At 76.4% G+C, this 17417-nt stretch carries 15 protein-coding genes; 7 read left to right on the forward strand and 8 right to left on the reverse strand.

Going from position 1 to position 17417, the window contains the following annotated elements:
* The first annotated feature begins 88 nt into the window (after positions 1-88).
* From ADEH_RS06535 to ADEH_RS06545, 3 genes are all read left to right on the forward strand, one after another.
* Positions 89-1387, forward strand: coding sequence for an adenylosuccinate synthase (locus tag ADEH_RS06535; protein WP_011420322.1), 1299 nt, complete (start codon positions 89-91; stop codon positions 1385-1387).
* Between the two features lie 50 nt (positions 1388-1437).
* Positions 1438-2361: a tetratricopeptide repeat protein gene (locus ADEH_RS06540; protein WP_011420323.1), complete on the forward strand. Its 924-nt coding sequence runs from the start codon at positions 1438-1440 to the stop codon at positions 2359-2361.
* 145 nt (positions 2362-2506) lie between these two features.
* Positions 2507-2914: a hypothetical protein gene (locus ADEH_RS06545; protein WP_011420324.1), complete on the forward strand. Its 408-nt coding sequence runs from the start codon at positions 2507-2509 to the stop codon at positions 2912-2914.
* A 2-nt stretch (positions 2915-2916) separates the two neighbouring features.
* Here the strand turns inward: ADEH_RS06545 and ADEH_RS06550 are convergent, their stop codons facing one another.
* The 3 genes from ADEH_RS06550 to ADEH_RS06560 all read right to left on the reverse strand — a co-directional run bounded on the left by ADEH_RS06550 (position 2917) and on the right by ADEH_RS06560 (position 6423).
* A complete protein-coding gene (locus ADEH_RS06550; RefSeq protein ID WP_011420325.1) occupies positions 2917-3729 on the reverse strand; it encodes an FHA domain-containing protein in 813 nt (270 codons plus the stop codon).
* A 120-nt stretch (positions 3730-3849) separates the two neighbouring features.
* Positions 3850-4110: a hypothetical protein gene (locus tag ADEH_RS06555; RefSeq protein WP_011420326.1), complete on the reverse strand. Its 261-nt coding sequence runs from the start codon at positions 4108-4110 to the stop codon at positions 3850-3852.
* A gap of 9 nt (positions 4111-4119) precedes the next feature.
* Positions 4120-6423, reverse strand: a complete 2304-nt coding sequence (locus tag ADEH_RS06560; RefSeq protein ID WP_011420327.1) for a DNA internalization-related competence protein ComEC/Rec2 — start codon at positions 6421-6423, stop codon at positions 4120-4122.
* A 194-nt stretch (positions 6424-6617) separates the two neighbouring features.
* Between ADEH_RS06560 and ADEH_RS06565 the strand changes: the two genes are divergently transcribed.
* From ADEH_RS06565 to cysS, 3 genes are all read left to right on the forward strand, one after another.
* Positions 6618-7133 (forward strand): CarD family transcriptional regulator, encoded by a 516-nt coding sequence (locus ADEH_RS06565; RefSeq protein ID WP_011420328.1) that lies wholly within the window; start codon positions 6618-6620, stop codon positions 7131-7133.
* A gap of 177 nt (positions 7134-7310) precedes the next feature.
* Entirely contained in the window at positions 7311-8471 is a 1161-nt protein-coding gene (gene ispF / locus ADEH_RS06570; RefSeq protein WP_011420329.1) for a 2-C-methyl-D-erythritol 2,4-cyclodiphosphate synthase, read from the forward strand.
* A 35-nt stretch (positions 8472-8506) separates the two neighbouring features.
* Positions 8507-9952: a cysteine--tRNA ligase gene (cysS, locus tag ADEH_RS06575; protein WP_011420330.1), complete on the forward strand. Its 1446-nt coding sequence runs from the start codon at positions 8507-8509 to the stop codon at positions 9950-9952.
* 34 nt (positions 9953-9986) lie between these two features.
* Here cysS and ADEH_RS06580 read toward each other — a convergent pair whose 3' ends face one another.
* The 3 genes from ADEH_RS06580 to ADEH_RS06590 all read right to left on the reverse strand — a co-directional run bounded on the left by ADEH_RS06580 (position 9987) and on the right by ADEH_RS06590 (position 11830).
* Entirely contained in the window at positions 9987-10178 is a 192-nt protein-coding gene (locus ADEH_RS06580) for a hypothetical protein (protein ID WP_041453369.1), read from the reverse strand.
* A gap of 88 nt (positions 10179-10266) precedes the next feature.
* Positions 10267-10470: a cold-shock protein gene (locus ADEH_RS06585; protein ID WP_011420331.1), complete on the reverse strand. Its 204-nt coding sequence runs from the start codon at positions 10468-10470 to the stop codon at positions 10267-10269.
* 133 nt (positions 10471-10603) lie between these two features.
* Entirely contained in the window at positions 10604-11830 is a 1227-nt protein-coding gene (locus tag ADEH_RS06590; RefSeq protein ID WP_041453370.1) for an MXAN_6577-like cysteine-rich protein, read from the reverse strand.
* 112 nt (positions 11831-11942) lie between these two features.
* On the opposite strand from ADEH_RS06590, the gene uvrB reads away from it, so the two are divergent.
* Positions 11943-14042 carry an excinuclease ABC subunit UvrB gene (uvrB, locus tag ADEH_RS06595; protein ID WP_011420332.1) on the forward strand — a complete coding sequence of 700 codons (2100 nt, stop codon included), beginning with the start codon at positions 11943-11945 and terminating at the stop codon, positions 14040-14042.
* A 3-nt stretch (positions 14043-14045) separates the two neighbouring features.
* On the opposite strand, the gene ADEH_RS06600 is transcribed toward uvrB, so the two are convergent.
* Entirely contained in the window at positions 14046-15395 is a 1350-nt protein-coding gene (locus tag ADEH_RS06600; RefSeq protein WP_011420333.1) for a sigma-54-dependent transcriptional regulator, read from the reverse strand.
* Positions 15395-17359, reverse strand: a complete 1965-nt coding sequence (locus ADEH_RS06605; RefSeq protein ID WP_157061340.1) for a sensor histidine kinase — start codon at positions 17357-17359, stop codon at positions 15395-15397. Before ADEH_RS06605 ends, ADEH_RS06600 begins: the two co-directional genes overlap by 1 nt.
* Positions 17360-17417 lie beyond the last annotated feature (58 nt).

The following is a 17417-nucleotide window of genomic DNA, read 5'->3' on the forward strand; positions in this document are numbered from 1 at the left end:
CCCGCGCCCGGTCCACGGGTGCGCGTGCGCGGCGCGGGACGGCAGCCGTCCCGCGTCCGGGTGGGCCCGCCGACAGGGAGAGCCAAACATGCCGAACGTGGTCGTCGTCGGAGCCCAGTGGGGCGACGAGGGCAAGGGCAAGATCGTCGATCTGCTGACCCAGTACGCCGACGTGGTGGTGCGGTTCCAGGGCGGGAACAACGCCGGCCACACGCTGGTGGTCGGCGGCGAGAAGACCGTCCTCCACCTCATCCCCTCCGGCATCCTCCACCCCGGGAAGTCCTGCGTCATCGGGAACGGCGTGGTGATCGACCCCGAGGTGCTGGTCCTCGAGATCGACCGGCTGAAGGCGAAGGGCGCGCTGAAGGACGACGGCCAGCTCGTCGTCTCGCTGGACGCCCACGTGATCATGCCGTGGCACAAGGCCATCGACGTGGCGCGCGAGCAGGCCATGGGCGAGGGCAAGATCGGCACCACCGGCCGCGGCATCGGGCCGACCTACGAGGACAAGGTGGCCCGCCGCGGGCTGCGCATCCGCGACCTGCTCGACGAGGCGCGCCTCGCCCGCAAGGTGAAGGAGCGCGCCGCGCTCGCCCGCGAGGAGCTGGCGCGCCTGGGCGCGAAGCTCGAGCTCGACGAGCCGGCGCTGGTGAAGCGCTACGCCGAGCTGGGCCGCCGCGTCGCCGGCTACGCCACCGACGTGTCGATCTGGCTGCACCGCGCGCTGCAGCAGGGCAAGTCGCTCCTGTTCGAGGGCGCCCAGGGCACCATGCTCGACGTGGACCACGGCACGTACCCGTTCGTCACCAGCTCCAACACGGTGGCCGGGAACGCGGTGGTCGGGTGCGGGCTCGGGCCGACCGCGGTGGACTACGTGCTCGGCATCTCCAAGGCCTACTCCACGCGCGTGGGCGGCGGCCCGTACCCCACCGAGCTGAAGGACGAGACCGGCGAGCGGCTGCGCAAGATCGGCGGCGAGTACGGCGCCACCACCGGCCGCCCGCGCCGCACCGGCTGGCTGGACGCGCTCGCGCTCCGCTACGCGGTGCGGGTGAACGGGCTCTCCGGCATCGCCATGACCAAGCTCGACGTGCTCACCGGCTTCGACACGGTGAAGATCGCGGTCGGGTACCGGCTCGACGGCAAGGTCCTCGACGAGATGCCGAGCGACCCGGAGGTCATCGAGCGCTGCACGCCGGTGTACGAGGAGCTGCCCGGCTGGACCGAGAAGCTCGAGCACCTGCGCACCTGGGACGACCTGCCGCCGCGCGCCCGGGCCTACGTGAAGCGGGTCGAGGAGCTCGCCGGGGTGAAGGTCGTCGGCTGCTCCGTCGGCGCCGACCGCGGCGAGACGATCCTGGTCGAGAACCCGTTCCTGGCGCGCTGAGCGCCGCCGCAGGCGGGCGCCCCGGCTCCGGCCGCGGGCGCCCGGCTCCGATGCGCCGTCCCATCCTCCTCCTCCCGCTGGCCGTGCTCCTCGGCGGGCCGCCCGCGCGCGCCGCCGAGCCGTCGGCGCACGCGGCCGCGCTCGACGCGCAGGGCGCGGCCCGCCGCCGGCTGGGCGACGCCGCCGGCGCGCTCGAGGCCTATCGCCAGGCGGTGCGCGCCGCGCCGGAGTGGGCCGAGCCGCGCGCGGCCCTGGGCGAGCTCCTCCTGGCGGGCGGCGCCGCCGCCGAGGCCGCCGAGGCGTTCGCGGTGGCGGCGCGGCTGTCACCGGAGCTGGCGCCGGCCTGGTGCGGGCTGTCGGCCGCCGCGCGGCGCGCGGGCGAGGCCGGCCGGGCGGCGGAGGCGGGGCGCCGCTGCACCGCGCTCCGCCCCGACGACGCCGGCGCGTGGCGCGCGCTCGCCGAGGCGCTGCGCGACGCCGGCGACCTCGCCGGCGCGGCCCGCGCGCGCGAGGCCGAGCTGCGGCTGCTGGAGGCCGGCGGCGCGCCGGCTTCCGACGTGGAGGCGGCCCGCGCTGCGCTCGCGGCGGCCCGGGCGGCCGCCGAGGCGCCGGGCGCCGGCGCGGGGCTGGAGCCGCCGCCGCCGAACGCCGGCGCGGTCGCGAAGCTCGCGCAGGGCGATCGCGCGTTCACGGCGGGTGAGTACCGCGCCGCGCTGTTCGCGTACCAGGACGCGGTCTACCTCGACCCGGGCAGCGCGCCGGCGCGGGTGAAGCTGGGCCGCGCGTACCTGGCGCTGCGCTACCCGGAGCAGGCGCTCGCGCAGGCCGAGCAGGCGCTGGCCCTCGACCCGTCGAGCGCCGAGGCGCGCCGGCTCGCGGTCGAGGCCGGCGGCGCGCCGCCGGCCGCGGTGCCCGTGTCCGCTCCACCCGCGGCGGATCCTGCGCCGGCGGGCGCCCCCACGACCCGGCCCTGAGCGGCGCTCGCGAACGGACGTTCACGCGGCGTTCCGCGGGGTTCCGCGCCGGCGCGCCGGGGCGTCCGGGGGCACCTCTCCCGGGCGGCAAGGCGGCGCGCCGGGTGGGATGGCCGGGCTCCGCGCGCGGCCGTACACTTGAGGCATGGAGGCGGCGCGGACCTACCGGACCCGCCTGCCGCTCCGGATCGCGGTCGCCGCCGCGGCCGCGCTCTGGGTCGGCGTGCTGGTCGTGCTCCTGGCGGCCCCGGGCTCGGAGGCGCGCTCGGTCCTGTCCGCCGGCGCGTTCGTGGCGTTCTTCCTGGGCTTCACGTTCGTCTACCGGAAGACCTGGATCGCGGTGACGCCGGACGGCATCGTGGCCGCGACGCCGCTCCGCGTCCGGCCGGTCCGCTTCGACGAGATCGTCGAGATCGTGGTGCAGGACGGCCTGGCGGGGAGGGTGTACGCGGTGTTCACCCGCCGCGGCCTGGTGCAGTTCACCAGCCTGTTCGCGCGCCACCGCGAGCTGTTCGAGCTGCTGCTGGAGCGCGCCCAGCTCCAGCGCCGCTGAGCTCAGGACCCGGCCGCCGCCAGCGCGAGCGCCGACAGCGCCAGCAGCAGCGCCGCCAGCCGCCGGGGCACGCGCGGCGGCCGGGGGCGTCCCGCCGGGCGCGCCGGCGCGGCGGCGATCGCCGGGCGTGCGGGCGCCTCCGGCGCGGCCGGCGGCACCACCAGCGCGAGCGCGCAGCCGCCCACCTCCAGCTCGTCGCCCGGGGCGAGCGCACGCGGGCCGCGGTCCACGGCGACGCCGTTCACGCGCAGGCCGTTCTTCGCCCCGAGGTCCTCCACGGTGACGGCGCCGCCGCGGACCCGGACGCGCGCGTGGAGGCGCGACGCCTGCGCGTCCGGCAGCCGCAGGTCGGCCCGCCGGCTCCGGCCGAGGGTCTGGTCGGGCCCGAGCGGCAGGCGCGCGCCGGCCGCGGCGCCGTCGAGCACGAGCAGGTGCGGCCTCGACGGCGCGGACCCGCCCGCCGCCCCGGCGCGCAGGATCCCGGCCGCGCACGTGCGCGTCCCGCCGTCCGCGGGCCCGGCGCCGGGCTCCGGCGGCCCGAGCGCGAGCTCCGCCCCCTGCAGCGTGGCGCGCTCCCCGGGCCGGAGCAGCCTGCGCGCGCCGGGCGCGACCGCGTGCCCGCCCACGCGCGCGCCCGCCACCGCCGGCTCCACCACCAGGCCCGCGTCGCAGGGGAGCAGCCGGAGCGCGGCGGGGGGGAGGCCGGCGAGGACGATCCCGTCCGCCTGCGAGCCGCCCGCGGGGATCGCGGCGGCGACGGCGATGGCCGGGGCGTCGTCGAGGCCCGGGGCGCGGGCGTGGACCGTGTGGCGCATGCGCGGCGGGGTTCCACGCCGCGTGCCAGCCGGGCGCGGCCGGAGATCTCCGCGCCGCCGCGGCGTCGCGCGCCCCGGCGGCGTGCCCGGGGTCCGCGGCGCGGACGCCGGGTCCGCCGCTCAGCGGCCGGCGGGGATCACCGTCCAGCGGCTCTCGGCGCGGGAGCGCGCGGACGGATCGCCTTCGAACCGGAGGAACCCGTTCATCTCCAGCGTGTCCACCAGCTCCTCCGCCTCGAGGTCGGAGCACCCCAGCTCGCTCGCGACCACGTCGCGGAAGTAGCTCCGGCCGCGCAGGTAGCCGACCGGCGGCTCGGTGCTCGGGATGTGGCGCTGGATGCGCTCGGCGAGCGCGGCCAGGTCGATGTCCTCGATGCTCATGCGCGGAAGCTAGGGCTGCTCCCGCCAGGTGGCCAGGGCGTCCAGCACGGAGCCGGCCTCCACGCGCCGGACCGCCCGGCCGTCGGACAGGAAGCGGACGGCGCCCTCGTCCGTGCGCAGCACCTCCGCGCCCGCCGCCGCCCAGCGGGCCAGCGGCTCCGGGTGCGGGAAGCCGAAGCGGTTGTGCGCGCCGAGGCACGCCACCGCCCAGCGGGCCCGGACGGCGCGCACGAACGGCTCGGTGGAGGAGGTGCGCGAGCCGTGGTGCGGGATCTTCACCACGTCGGCGCGGAGCCCGCCGCGCGCCACCGCCGCCGCCTCCCCGGCGGCCTCGACGTCGCCCGGGAACAGGAACGTGGTCGCGCCGTAGGTGGCGCGCAGCACGAGCGAGGCGTCGTTCGCGGCGAACGGCGTCCGGTCGCCGCCCAGCGCCTCGAAGCGGACGCCGGCGCGCTCCCAGGCCTCGCCCGGCGCGAGCGTCACCGGCGCCAGCGCCGCGAGCACCTCGCGCGCCGGGCCGTCGCCGCGGTCGCCGTTCGAGTACGCGCGGGCGACCGGGAAGGCGCGCGCCACCGCCTCCAGCCCGAGCACGTGGTCCGGGTGCGGGTGGGACACGAACACCGCCTCGAGCCGGCGCACGCCCAGGTCCCGCAGCAGCGGCACGAGATCGCGCGCGCCCGGATCCGGCCCGCCGCCCGCCGCGCCGCCGCCGTCCACCAGCACCGCGCTCCCGTCCGGCAGCCGGAGCAGCGCCGCGTCGCCCTGGCCCACCGACACGAAGATCACCTCCAGCCCGCCGCGCGCGCGGGCGGCCGCCGCGCGGAGCGGGCCGGGCAGGAGCAGCAGCGCCGCGGCGAGCGCGCCCGCGCCCAGGCGGAGGCGCCGGGGCAGCGCCGGGACGCCGAGGACGAGCGCGGTGGCCGCCGCGGCCGCCCACCCGCCCGGCGAGGCGAGCCCGACCGCGCCCCAGCGCGGCGCCGCGGCGGCGTCCGAGACCGCCCGCAGCGCCGCGGCCAGCGGGCCGGCGGCGAGCAGGAACGGCGCCGCCGCGAGCGGGGAGGCCGCCGCCGCCACCGCCGCGAGGGCGGCCAGCGCGGTGAGCGCGGCGCCGAGCGGGATGGCGGCCACGTTCGCCGCCACCCCGAGCAGCGGGAGCTGGCGGAAGTGGAACGCGAGCACCGGGGCGGTGGCGAGGGTGGCGGCGACGGTGGCGGCCGCGCCGGACAGGAACGGCTCGAGGAGCCGCGCGCGCCAGCTGCCGGGGGCGGGGCGGGCGACCGGGAGCGCGCCCCGGAGCGGCGTCGCCCAGAGGGCGAGGCCGGCCACCGCCGCGAAGGAGAGCTGGAAGGAGGCGTCGAGCAGCGCGGCCGGCTCGGCCGCCAGGATCGCGAGCGCCGCGAGCGCGAGCGAGTTGAGCGGGTCGGCCGCGCGGTCGAGCAGCGCGCCCGCGAGGATCACCGCGGCGGCGAGCGCGGCCCGGACCACCGGCGCCCCGGCGCCGGTCGCGAGCGCGTAGAGCAGCGCGCAGGGGAGGGTGAGGGCGGCCGCGACGCGCCGCGGATCGGCGCGGGCCGCCACCGCGTCGGCGCGCAGCAGCAGCGCGCGCAGCAGCCGCTCCAGCCCGAACGCCACCACCACGAGGTGGAAGCCGGACACCGCCAGCACGTGCGCGAGGCCGCTCCGCGCGAACGAGGCCGACGCCTCGGGATCGAGCGCGGCCCGGTCGCCGGTCCCGATGGCGCGCACCAGCGCCGCCTGGTCCGGCGGGAGCCACCGCCCGGCCGCCTCGGCGAGCCGGTCGCGGGCGCGCTCGAGCCGCGAGGCGGCCGCCGGCGCCGCGGTCCGGACCACCGGCCCGTCCGCGAGCGCCACGAGCGCAGCGCCCCCGGACCGCAGGCGGTCCCCGGGGTCGCGGCCGCCCGGGTTGCGCCGCCCGGCCGGCGCCCGCAGCGTGGCGCGGAACAGGACCTCGTCGCCCAGCGCGAGCGGCCACGGGGTGGGCTCCGCCCACGCCTCCAGGAGCGCGCCGCCCGCGGTGCGGACGGGGAACCGGAGCCGGTCCTCCAGGCGGTCGGGGGCGCCGACCACGCGGCCGCGCACGAGCACGGCGCCGTCCGGTGGAGCGGCCGGCGGGACGCGCGCCGAGGCGGCGGCCAGCCAGCCCGCCGCCGCGAACGCGAGCGGGGCGAGGCGGGGCAGGAGCGCGAGCGGCAGGGCGCCCAGCGCGGCGGGCGGCACGGTGGCGCCCTCCAGCCCCAGGCCGACGCCCAGCGCCAGCCCGAGGGCCGGCAGGAGCAGCGGGCGGCGCGTCATCGGGGCGCCTCCGCGGCCGGCGGGCGACCCGTGACGCAGGCGGCCGTCCCGGGGAGGGCGTCGTGAATATGCTCGAAATTTCGAGTGTTATTGACCGTGTGGGGGAGCTGTGGTAGTCTCCCGCGACTAAGCTCCCGCCCCGTAGTCGACCCGTCCGGTCGGCCATCGGCACCGGCGGTGGAGCGGAGGAAGGAATGTCCGCAACGCAGGCTACTCAGGTCGCCCCGAATTTCAAGGTCGGGGACAAGGCCGTCTACCCCGGACAGGGGGTCGGCGAGGTCATGGGCATCGAGCACAAGGAGGTCGCCGGCCAGCGGCAGTCGTTCTACGTGCTCCGCATCCTGGAGAACGGGATGAAGATCATGATCCCCATGAACAAGGTCGGCTCGGTCGGCCTGCGGGAGATCATCGGGGAGAAGGACGTCCGCCGGGTCTACGGGATCCTCCGGGAGAAGGAGGTCTCGGTGGACTCCACCACCTGGAACCGCCGCTACCGGGAGTACATGGACAAGATCAAGACCGGCAGCGTGTTCGAGATCGCCGAGGTGCTGCGCGACCTCTACCTGCTCCGGTCGGACAAGGACCTCTCGTTCGGCGAGCGGAAGATGCTCGACACGGCGCGCTCGCTCCTCATCAAGGAGCTCGCCATCGCGAAGGCGTGCGACGAGCAGGACGTCGAGGACGACCTGAAGAAGATCTTCAACTGCTGATCCCCCTCCGCGGGATCCGGGGCCGCCGCACGGACGGAAGTCCGCGCGGCGGTCGCGTCTCGGCGCGGATCGCTTGACGTCTGGGCCCGGGTGCGGCACGCGTCTCGGCGGTAGCAGGGGCGGTGCCAGCCGGCGCCGCGGGGACGGGCGGCGCGCGCGCCGCGAGGAGGCGACGACGTGATCCGCGGCGAGCGCGTGATCGGGATCCTGGCGGCGGGCGGCTCGGGGCAGCGGGCCGGCGTCGCCAAGCAGTGGCTGGTGCTGGGCGGCGAGTCGGTGCTGCGCCGCTCGGCGCGGGTGCTCGCGGCCTGCGACGCCGTGGACGGGCTGGTGGTGGTCGTGCCGCCCGGCGACGAGGCGCGCGGCGAGGCGGAGCTGGCCGGGCTCGGGAAGCCGGTGCGCGCCGTGGCCGGCGGCCCGGCGCGGGCCGACTCGGTGCGGAACGGGCTCGCCGCCGCAGACGGCGCGGTGGTGCTCGTGCACGACGCCGCCCGGCCGTTCGCGAGCGCGGCGCTGGCGGGGCGCGTGGCCGAGGCCGCCGCGCGCGACGGCGCGGCGCTGGCGGCGCTGCCGGCCACCGACACCGTGAAGCGCGCCGAGGCCGGCGCCGAGGTGCCCCGCGTCCTCGAGACGCTGGACCGCCGCACGGTCTGGCTGGCGCAGACGCCGCAGGGCTTCCGCCGCGCCGTGCTCGAGCAGGCCTACGCCGCGGCCGGTCCGTCCGCCTCCGCCGCCACCGACGAGTGCGCGCTGGTCGAGGCGGCCGGGGCCCCGGTCACGCTGGTGCCGGGCGAGCCCGGGAACTTCAAGATCACCGGCCCGGACGACGTGCGGCGCGCGCGCGCGCTGCTCGAGGCGCCGGTCGCGACGGGCGTCGGCTACGACACCCACCGCTTCGCGCCGGGCCGCCGGCTGGTGCTCGGCGGCGTGGAGTTCGAGGGCGACGGGCTGCTCGGCCACTCCGACGCCGACGTCTGCGCGCACGCGATCGGCGACGCCATCCTGGGCGCGGCCGGGCTCGGCGACCTCGGCCGGCACTTCCCCGACACCGACCCGCGCTGGAAGGGCGTCTCCTCGCTGGCGCTGCTCCGCGAGATCGCCGCGAAGGCGGCCGAGCGCGGCTGGCGGGTGGGGAACTGCGACGTGACGCTGGCCGCGAAGCGGCCCAAGATCGCGCCGCGCGCCGAGGAGATGCGCGCGCGGCTGGCCGGGGCGCTCGGGATCTCCCCGGCGCAGGTCAACGTGAAGGCCACCACCGGCGAGGGGATGGGCTTCGTCGGCCGCGAGGAGGGCGTCGCCGCGCACGCGATCGCCCTGCTGGTGCGCGCGGCCGGCTGAGCGGGACCCCGCCGACGACACGGGACACGACAGAGATGAGCATCCAGGTCCACGACACCCTGACCGCGCAGAAGCGCGAGCTGGTCCCCCTCGAGCCCGGCAAGCTGCGGCTCTACGTGTGCGGGCCCACCGTCTACGACTACTCGCACCTCGGCCACGCCCGCTGCTACGTGGTCTGGGACGTGGTGGTCCGCCACCTGCGCGCGCGCGGCCTCGAGGTGAGGTTCGTCCGCAACTTCACCGACGTGGACGACAAGATCATCCAGCGCGCCAACGAGCGCGGCGAGGATCCCATCGCGCTCGCGTCGCGCTTCGCCGACGCGTTCCACGAGGACATGGACGCGCTCGGGAACCTGCGTCCGGACGTCGAGCCGCGGGTGTCCGGCCACATCCCGGAGATCGTCGCGCTGATCGCCCGGCTGGTGGAGCGCGGCTTCGCCTACGCCCCCGGCAACGGCGACGTCTACTACGCGGTCCGCAAGTTCCCCGAGTACGGGCGGCTCTCGAAGCGCAACCTGGACGACCTCATCGCCGGGGCGCGGGTGGAGCCGGGCGAGGCCAAGCGCGACCCGCTCGACTTCGCGCTGTGGAAGGCGGCCAAGCCGGGCGAGCCGGCCTGGGACTCGCCCTGGGGCAAGGGCCGGCCGGGCTGGCACATCGAGTGCTCGGCCATGACGCAGAAGCACCTGGGCGCGCCCATCGACCTGCACGCCGGCGGCAAGGACCTGGTGTTCCCGCACCACACCAACGAGATCGCCCAGTCGGTGGCCGCCACCAGCGACGGCCTGCACGCCGAGGACTTCGCGCGGTACTGGATGCACAACGGCTTCGTCCAGATCGACGACGAGAAGATGTCGAAGTCGCTCGGCAACTTCTTCACCATCCGCGACGTCCTGGCCCGCTTCGACGGCGAGGCCCTGCGCTTCTTCCTGCTCGGCACGCACTACCGCCGCGACTTCAACTTCTCCGACCAGGTGCTGGCCGAGGCGGAGCGCCGGCTCTCCGCGCTCTACGAGACGGTGGAGAAGGCCGAGCGGCTGGGCGCGGGCGTGGAGCCGGGCGCGGAGCCCGCGTTCGTGGAGCGGGCGCGCGCCGCGCTCGACGACGACTTCAACACGCCGCAGGTGCTCGGCATCGTGGCCGAGGCGTTCACCGAGGCGAACGCCCTCGCCGACCGCAAGGGCAAGAAGTCGCCCGAGGAGAAGGCGCGGCTGGCGGCGTTCGCGCGCGGCGCGCGCGCGGTGGGCGCGGTGCTCGGCATCCTGGGCCGCCCGCCGGCGCAGGCGCTCTCCGCCATCCGCGACCGGGCGGCGGCGCGGCGGGGCATCGACGGGAGCGAGGTGGAGCGCCTGATCGCGGAGCGCGCGGCGGCGCGGGCGGCGAAGGACTTCGCGCGCTCCGACGCCATCCGCGACGGGCTCCTGGCCCGCGGCGTCGTCCTGATGGACGGGCCGCAGGGCACGACGTGGAAGGTGGAGTAGGGCGGGACGCGCCGCGCCGGCCGGCTCCGCCCGCTCAGTCCTCGAGCGGCGGCTGCGGCCCGGGGATGATGCCGGCGATGTCGGGATCCTCGCCGGGCGAGAGCGGGTTCGTCTCGCGGGTCGCCTTCTCGCGCTTGCGCTGCTCCTTCTTCTCTTCCTTGTGGCGCTGCTTGTCTCGCCGCGCCGCTTCCTTCTGCCGCTTGGTCGCTCCGGGGTGGAAGGCCATGGTGTGCGCTCCTTCGAGGTTGGGGGCCTAAAGCGCGAAGGCCCGGCCGAGCGGCCGGGCCCTCACGACACTGCGACTCCGACCGGGGTTACGCCCCCCGGACGTTCGCGGCCTGCAGCCCCTTGGGGCCCTTCTTCACCTCGAACTCCACCCGCTGCCCTTCCTGCAGGCTGCGGAAGCCCTCGGCGACGATCGCGGTGTGGTGGACGAACACGTCCTCGCCGCCACCGTCCTGGGAGATGAAGCCGAAGCCCTTCGCGTCATTGAACCACTTCACAGTACCACTCGCCATCTGCACACTTCTTTCCGTGTTCGTCCGGGATGCACTTCCCGTCGGCCCCGAGCCGCGCCAGAGGCGTGGGACGCCTGTAACGTAGCCGCAGGGTGGTGAAAAGTCGAGCAGGTTGCGGGGGGAGCGGCCCCGGCTAGTGCCAGGCCACCCCGCCCGCGAAGGGGCAGGTGGCGATCGCGCAGGACCCGACGTTGCTGACGGTCGCGAGCCCCTTCATCGGGCTGCCGGCGTAGCACCAGACCGCCGCCTGGGTGCCCGTCTCCCGGCAGAGGCAGAAGGTCCCGCAGATCGTGTTCCCGTCGTAGGTCATGCCCGTGCCGCTCCAGGCCTTCGCCGCGAGCACGGCCTGGGCCTGGGTGTGCTCGTCCAGCGCGCCGCAGTCGTAGTACGTCTGGCCGAGGCCGTTGTCGTGGGCGGTCTGGCAGGCGGTCCCGGCCTCGCAGCAGCCGGTGCCCGGGCAGCAGCTCCCGCCGCAGGCCAGCGGCGCGCCGACCGGGCACAGGCAGCGGCCGCCGCTGCAGGCGGTGCCCGGCGCGCAGGCGGTCCCGCAGGTCCCGCAGTTCGCCGGGTCGGACAGGGGGTCGGTGCAGATCGCGGCGCTCCCCGTCCCGCACACGACCTTGCCCGCCGGGCACGCGCAGGTCCCGTCCACGCAGGTCTGGCCGGCGGCGCAGGCGTGGCCGCACGTGCCGCAGTTCCTCTCGTCGTGCGCCAGGCTGACGCAGGTCTGCGGCGAGCCGGCCGCCGGGCAGACGTCGGGCAGGGCGTCCGGGCACTGGCAGGAGCCGCCCAGGCACACGTCGTTCGTGAGCGGGCAGACGTTGCCGCAGCCGCCGCAGTTCGACGCGTCGATGCGCGTGTCGGTGCAGGCCGCGCCGCAGGCGGTCCGCGGCGGGCTGCAGGCGCAGCTCCCGGCGGCGCAGTCCGGCGCCGGCTGCCTGCACGCCACGTCGCAGGCGCCGCAGTGGGCCGGGTCCGCCTGGAGGTCCACGCACTCCGGGTTCGCGCCGGGGCAGGCGCTCGCCCCCGCCGCGCACGCGCAGGCGCCGCCGGCGCACGTGCCGGGCCCGCAGGCGTGGCCGCAGCCCCCGCAGTTCGCGGCGTCGGTGGCCGGGTCCACGCACCGCCCGGCGCAGGCGATCTGCCCGGCGGGGCAGGCGCACGCGCCGGCCGTGCAGGCCGCGCCCGCCGCGCACGCGTGGAGGCACGCGCCGCAGTGGACCGTGCTCGACTGGAGGTCCACGCAGGCGCCGCCGCAGTCGGTCTGGCCGGCGGGGCACGAGGTCTTCGAGCTCCCGCTGCAGGCGGCGAGCGCGAGCGCGAGCGGGGCGGCGAGGACGGCGCGGGCGAGCGGGTGCATGGGGCCTCCCGGAACGGGGCTCCCAGATTACTCTGGGTGGGGACGGAAGGGGGCGGGGAGCGCGCGGCAAGCGGCCGCTGAACCCGTCGGGGAGGGCTGTTACATTCCCGCGGTGCCCTTCGAGATCCAGAGCGAGTACCAGCCCACCGGCGACCAGCCGCGGGCCATCGCCGAGCTGACCGACGGCCTGCGCCGCGGCGAGCGCCACCAGGTGCTGCTCGGCGTCACCGGCTCGGGGAAGACCTTCACCGTCGCGAACGTGGTCGCCGAGGTGAAGCGCCCGACGCTGGTCATCGCCCACAACAAGACGCTGGCGGCCCAGCTCTACGCCGAGTTCAAGGAGCTCTTCCCGACCGCCGCGGTGCACTACTTCGTCAGCTACTACGACTACTACCAGCCCGAGGCGTACGTCCCCTCGACCGACACGTACATCGAGAAGGACTCGTCCATCAACGACGAGATCGACCGGATGCGCCACGCGGCGACGCACGCGCTGCTCACCCGGAACGACGTGCTCATCGTGGCCTCGGTGTCGTGCATCTACGGCCTCGGCACCGCCGAGGCCTACCACGGCCTGCTGCAGCGGCTCGAGCGCGGCCAGGAGTTCCTGCGCGACCGCTTCATCCGCTCGCTCATCGACATCCAGTACGAGCGGAACGACCTCGACTTCCACCGCGGCACGTTCCGGGTGCGCGGCGACACCATCGAGGTGTTCCCGCCGTACGAGGAGGACCGCGCCGTCCGCATCGAGTTCTTCGGCGACGTGGTCGAGTCCATCCACGAGTTCGACCCGCTCCGCGGCGTCACGCTGGCCGAGCTGGACAAGGTCGCCATCTTCCCGAACAGCCACTACGTCTCGGCGCCGGAGGTCCGGGCGCGCGCCATCTCCGGCGTTCGCGAGGAGCTGCGCGAGCGGCTCGGCGAGCTGAAGGCGGCGAACAAGCTGGTGGAGGCGCAGCGCCTCGAGCAGCGGACGATGTTCGACCTGGAGATGCTGGAGCAGATGGGCTTCTGCCCGGGCATCGAGAACTACTCGCGCTGGCTCTCCGGGCGGAAGGCGGGCGATCCACCGCCGTGCCTCCTCGACTACTTCCCGAAGGACTTCCTGCTCGTCATCGACGAGTCGCACCAGACCGTCCCGCAGATCGGGTCGATGTACCGGGGCGATCGCTCGCGCAAGGAGACGCTGGTCGAGTTCGGGTTCCGGCTCCCCTCGGCGCTCGACAACCGGCCGCTCAAGTTCGAGGAGTTCCAGGCGCTCGTGAAGCAGGCCGTCTACGTGTCGGCCACGCCCGCCGCGTACGAGCTGGAGCAGGCGCAGGGCGTGGTGGTGGAGCAGCTCATCCGCCCCACCGGCCTGGTGGACCCGCAGATCGAGGTCCGCCCGGTGGGCTCGCAGGTGGACGACCTGCTCGGCGAGGTGCGCAAGCGCGCCGAGGCGGGGGAGCGGGTGCTCGTGACCACGCTCACCAAGCGCATGGCCGAGGATCTCACGGAGTACTTCACCGACGTGGGCGTGCGCTGCCGCTACCTGCACTCGGACATCGACACGCTGGAGCGGAGCGCGGTGATCCGCGACCTGCGCCGCGGCGAGTTCGACGTGCTCATCGGCATCAACCTGCTGCGCGAGGGGCTCGACATCCCCGAGGTCTCGCTGGTGGCGGTGCTCGACGCGGACAAGGAGGGCTTCCTGCGCTCCTCGGTCTCGCTCATCCAGACCATCGGGCGCGCCGCCCGCAACGTGAACGGCCGGGTGCTGCTCTACGCCGACGCGATCACCGCCTCGATGCGCCAGGCCATCGACGAGACCACCCGGCGCCGCGAGATCCAGGAGCGCTACAACGCCGAGCACGGGATCACGCCCACCACGGTGAAGCGCAACATCAGCGACCTCGGGATGGCGGTGGTCGAGGCGGACTACGTCACCGTGCCGCTCGCGGCCGAGGAGGGCGCCGAGTACCGGCCCGAGCAGCTGCCCGAGATCGTCGCGGCGCTCGAGCGGGAGATGCAGGACGCCGCCCGCGCCCTCGAGTTCGAGAAGGCCGCGCAGCTGCGCGACCGGGTGCAGGCGCTCAAGGACCTGCAGCTCGGGCTGCCGGCGCGCGCCGCCGGGTCGCGGGGCTCGCTCGGGAGCGGCGCGGTGGCGAGCGCGGCCGCGATGGGCAAGCTGCGCGGGGCGAAGCGCCCCATGCAGCGCCGGCGCCGGCGCTGACCCTCAGTCCTGCAGGCCCCAGCGCTTCAGCTTGCGCCAGAGCGTGGACTTGTCGATCCCGAGCGCCCGCGCCGCCTCGGCGCGCCGGCTGCCGCAGCGCTCCAGCACGCGCAGGACGTGCTCGCGCTCCGCGTCGTCCATGGCGAGCGGCTCGGGCGCCTCCGCCGGCGCCTCCGCGGCGCCGGCCAGCGAGGCCGCGGGGCCGACCAGCAGCGAGGCGGGCGAGAGCAGCGGCCCGGACTCGAGGATCAGGGCGCGCTCGATCACGTTCTCGAGCTCCCGGACGTTGCCGGGGTAGTCGTAGGCGGCGAGCTTCGCGAGCCCCTCCGGCGAGATGCCGCCGACGGCGGGGTTCACGTGCCGGTGCTTGCGCAGGAAGTGCCCGGCCAGCGCGGGGACGTCCTCGCGCCGCTCGCGCAGCGGCGGGATCGCCAGCGTCACCACGCCGAGGCGGTAGTAGAGGTCCTGCCGGAACCGCCCCTCGCGCGCGGCGCGCTCCAGGGGCTCGTGGGTGGCGGCGATCACGCGCACGTCCACCGGGATGGGCGCGGTGCCGCCCACCCGCTGCACCGTCCGCTCCTGCAGCACGCGCAGGAGGCGCACCTGGAACGCCGGCGTGGTCGCGCCGATCTCGTCGAGCAGGATGGTGCCGCCGTCGGCCGCCTCGAAGTACCCGGCGCGCCGGGTCACCGCGCCGGTGAACGCGCCCCGCTCGTGCCCGAACAGCTCGCTCTCCAGCAGCGCCGCCGAGAGCGCGCCGCAGTTGACCGCCACGAACGCGCGCCCCGCCCGCGGGCTCCACGCGTGCAGCAGCCGGGCGAAGACCTCCTTCCCGACGCCGGTCTCGCCCTGGATCAGCACGGTCGAGTCGGTGCGCGCCGCCCGGCGCGCGACCTCCAGGATCGGCGCCATGCGCGGGTGCGCGGACAGGAGCGCGCCGTCCGGGCCGCCCGGCGCCGCCGCCTCGTCCTGCAGCCGCACCCGGGCCACCAGGCGCCGCCGTTCCAGCGCGCGGTCGAGGCGGAGCACCACGTCCTCCGGCTCGAACGGCTTCGCCAGGTAGTCCTCCGCGCCGCGCTTGATCGCCTCGACGGCGCTCGGGAGCGAGGAGTGGCCGGTGATCACGAACACCAGCACCTCGGGGTCGAGCTCGCGCGCCCGCGCCAGGACCTGGATGCCGTCGAGCCCGGGCATGCGGAGATCGGTGAGCACGGCGTCCGCGCCGTGCTCGGCGAGGTGGCGCAGCGCCGCGGCCGGCTCGCCGAACGCGCGCACCTCGTGCGCCGGCGAGAGCAGCCGGACCAGCACGCGCTGCGCGACGGGGTCGTCGTCCACCACCAGCACGCGGGCCATCAGGCGGCCTCCGCCGGGAGCTCGACGGTGAACGTCGCGCCGCGGCCCGGGGCGGAGTCCACCCGCAGCGCGCCGCCGTGGCTGCGCACGATGCCGTAGCTGACCGAGAGGCCGAGCCCGGTGCCCTGGCCGACCTCCTTGGTCGTGAAGAACGGGTCGAAGATGCGGGGCAGATGCTCGGGGGCGATGCCGGGGCCGTGGTCGGTCACGCGCACCGAGACCCGCCCGTCCGCGGCGGCGGTCGAGATCTCGACCCGCCCGCCGGGGCCGGACGCGTCGATCGCGTTCAGCAGCAGGTTCACGAACACCTGCTCGAGCTGCGCGGCGTCCACCACCGTGGGCCGCGCCGGCCCCGGCTGGAACGCGAGCGCCACCCCCTTGCCCTCGGCCCGCAGCCGGACCAGCTCCAGCGCGCCCTGCACCAGCGCGTCCACGTCGTGGGCGGCGAGCGCGGGCGGCTGCCGCCGCGCGAAGCGGAGCAGGCCCTGGATGATGGCGCTGCACCGGCGCGTCTGCTCGGTCACGTCGGCGAGGTCCTGCGAGAGCGCGCGCGGGTCGGCCGGCCCGGCCTCGAGGTCCCGCTTCGCCAGCGACGCGAGCGCCCGGATGTTCGAGAGGGGCGTGTTGAGCTCGTGGGCGAGGCCGGCCGCCATCTCGCCGATCGAGGCCAGCTTCTCGGTCTCGCGGAGCTGCCGCTCGGAGCGCTCGCGCTCGGCGAGGTGCTCGCGCATCACCGCGGCCATCCGGTTCACCGCCTCGCCCACCCCCGCGATCTCCCGGCCGCCGCCCACCGGCACGCGCACCGAGAGGTCCTCGCCCAGGCGGCGGACGCCGTCGGCCAGCGATCGCAGCGGCCGGGTGAGCGTGCGCGACATGAGCAGCGCCGCGAGCACCATGCCGGCGAGCACCACGACCGAGAGCCCGACCACGGTCGCGCGCAGCCGCGCCACCGGGCGCGCGAAGTGGGCCTCGCGCGCCGCCAGCACGATCACCCACCCGCGGTCCTCGCGCGCGTAGGGCGAGTAGTAGACGTGCGCGAGGAGGTCGCCGGTCGCGGGCTCGACGGCGAGCCCGGAGCCGGTGGTCATCCACGACCGGACCACGTCGCGGGGGTACTGCTTCCAGGCGGTGACGTGCGTCCCGGTCTGGTTCCCGAACTCGCAGCCGCCTTCGGGGTGGAACAGGTAGATCCCGGATCGCTCCGCGTCCGCGAGGTTCCGCTCCACCAGGAACGCGGAGCCCTGCTCGGGCGGGACGAGCCGGGTCAGCATGGCGCCGACCTGGGCGCCCCAGACGTTCACGACCAGCACGCCGGCGCGGGCGCCCGACGGGAACGACAGCGGCGTCGCGAAGCGGACCATCGCCGGGCACCACGCCTCCTCGCCCTCCACCCGCCCGCGCTCCAGGTTCGAGACGATCACGGTCCCGGGCGCCGCGCGGACCGCCTCCTCGAAGAACGGGCGGCCGCGGATCGACTGGATGGCGGGCAGGCCGAGCGGCCCGCGCCGCTCCGAGGCGGCGGCGCCGACCTTGCCCTCGCGGACCTTGAGGACCTCGTTCCCCTCGGCGTCCACGACGCGGACCGCCTGCAGGGCCGGGTCGAGCCGCTGCGCCGCCAGGAAGCTCGCCTCGACCGCCGCGAACGCGGCGCGATCCGGCCGGCCACGCTCCGCGGCCGCGAGCGCGGCGGCCACCTCGGGCGAGGCGGCCAGGGCGGCCGCGGTGCGCTCGCCGTGCCGGACCAGTTCCTGGACCTCGCGCGCCGACCCGGCGGCGAGCGTCCGGATGTGCGACTCGGTGCGGCTGCGCAGCAGGCCCTCGGCGACGCCGAGGACGACCAGCGAGAACGCGACGAAGGACGGGATGCCCACCGCCAGCATCGTCGCGAGCATCCGCGCGCCGATGCCGGTCCGGCGGCCGGGAGCGTTGCGCTGCTGCAACCTCGGCGCGTCCTCGCGTTGCATCCTGCAATCCTCCGGCGCGGCCCCGGCGGCGCGCGGTAAAAATCCGCTTGCGACGGCG

Origin of the sequence: Anaeromyxobacter dehalogenans 2CP-C (assembly GCF_000013385.1) — a bacterium.
Taxonomy (GTDB): domain Bacteria; phylum Myxococcota; class Myxococcia; order Myxococcales; family Anaeromyxobacteraceae; genus Anaeromyxobacter; species Anaeromyxobacter dehalogenans_B.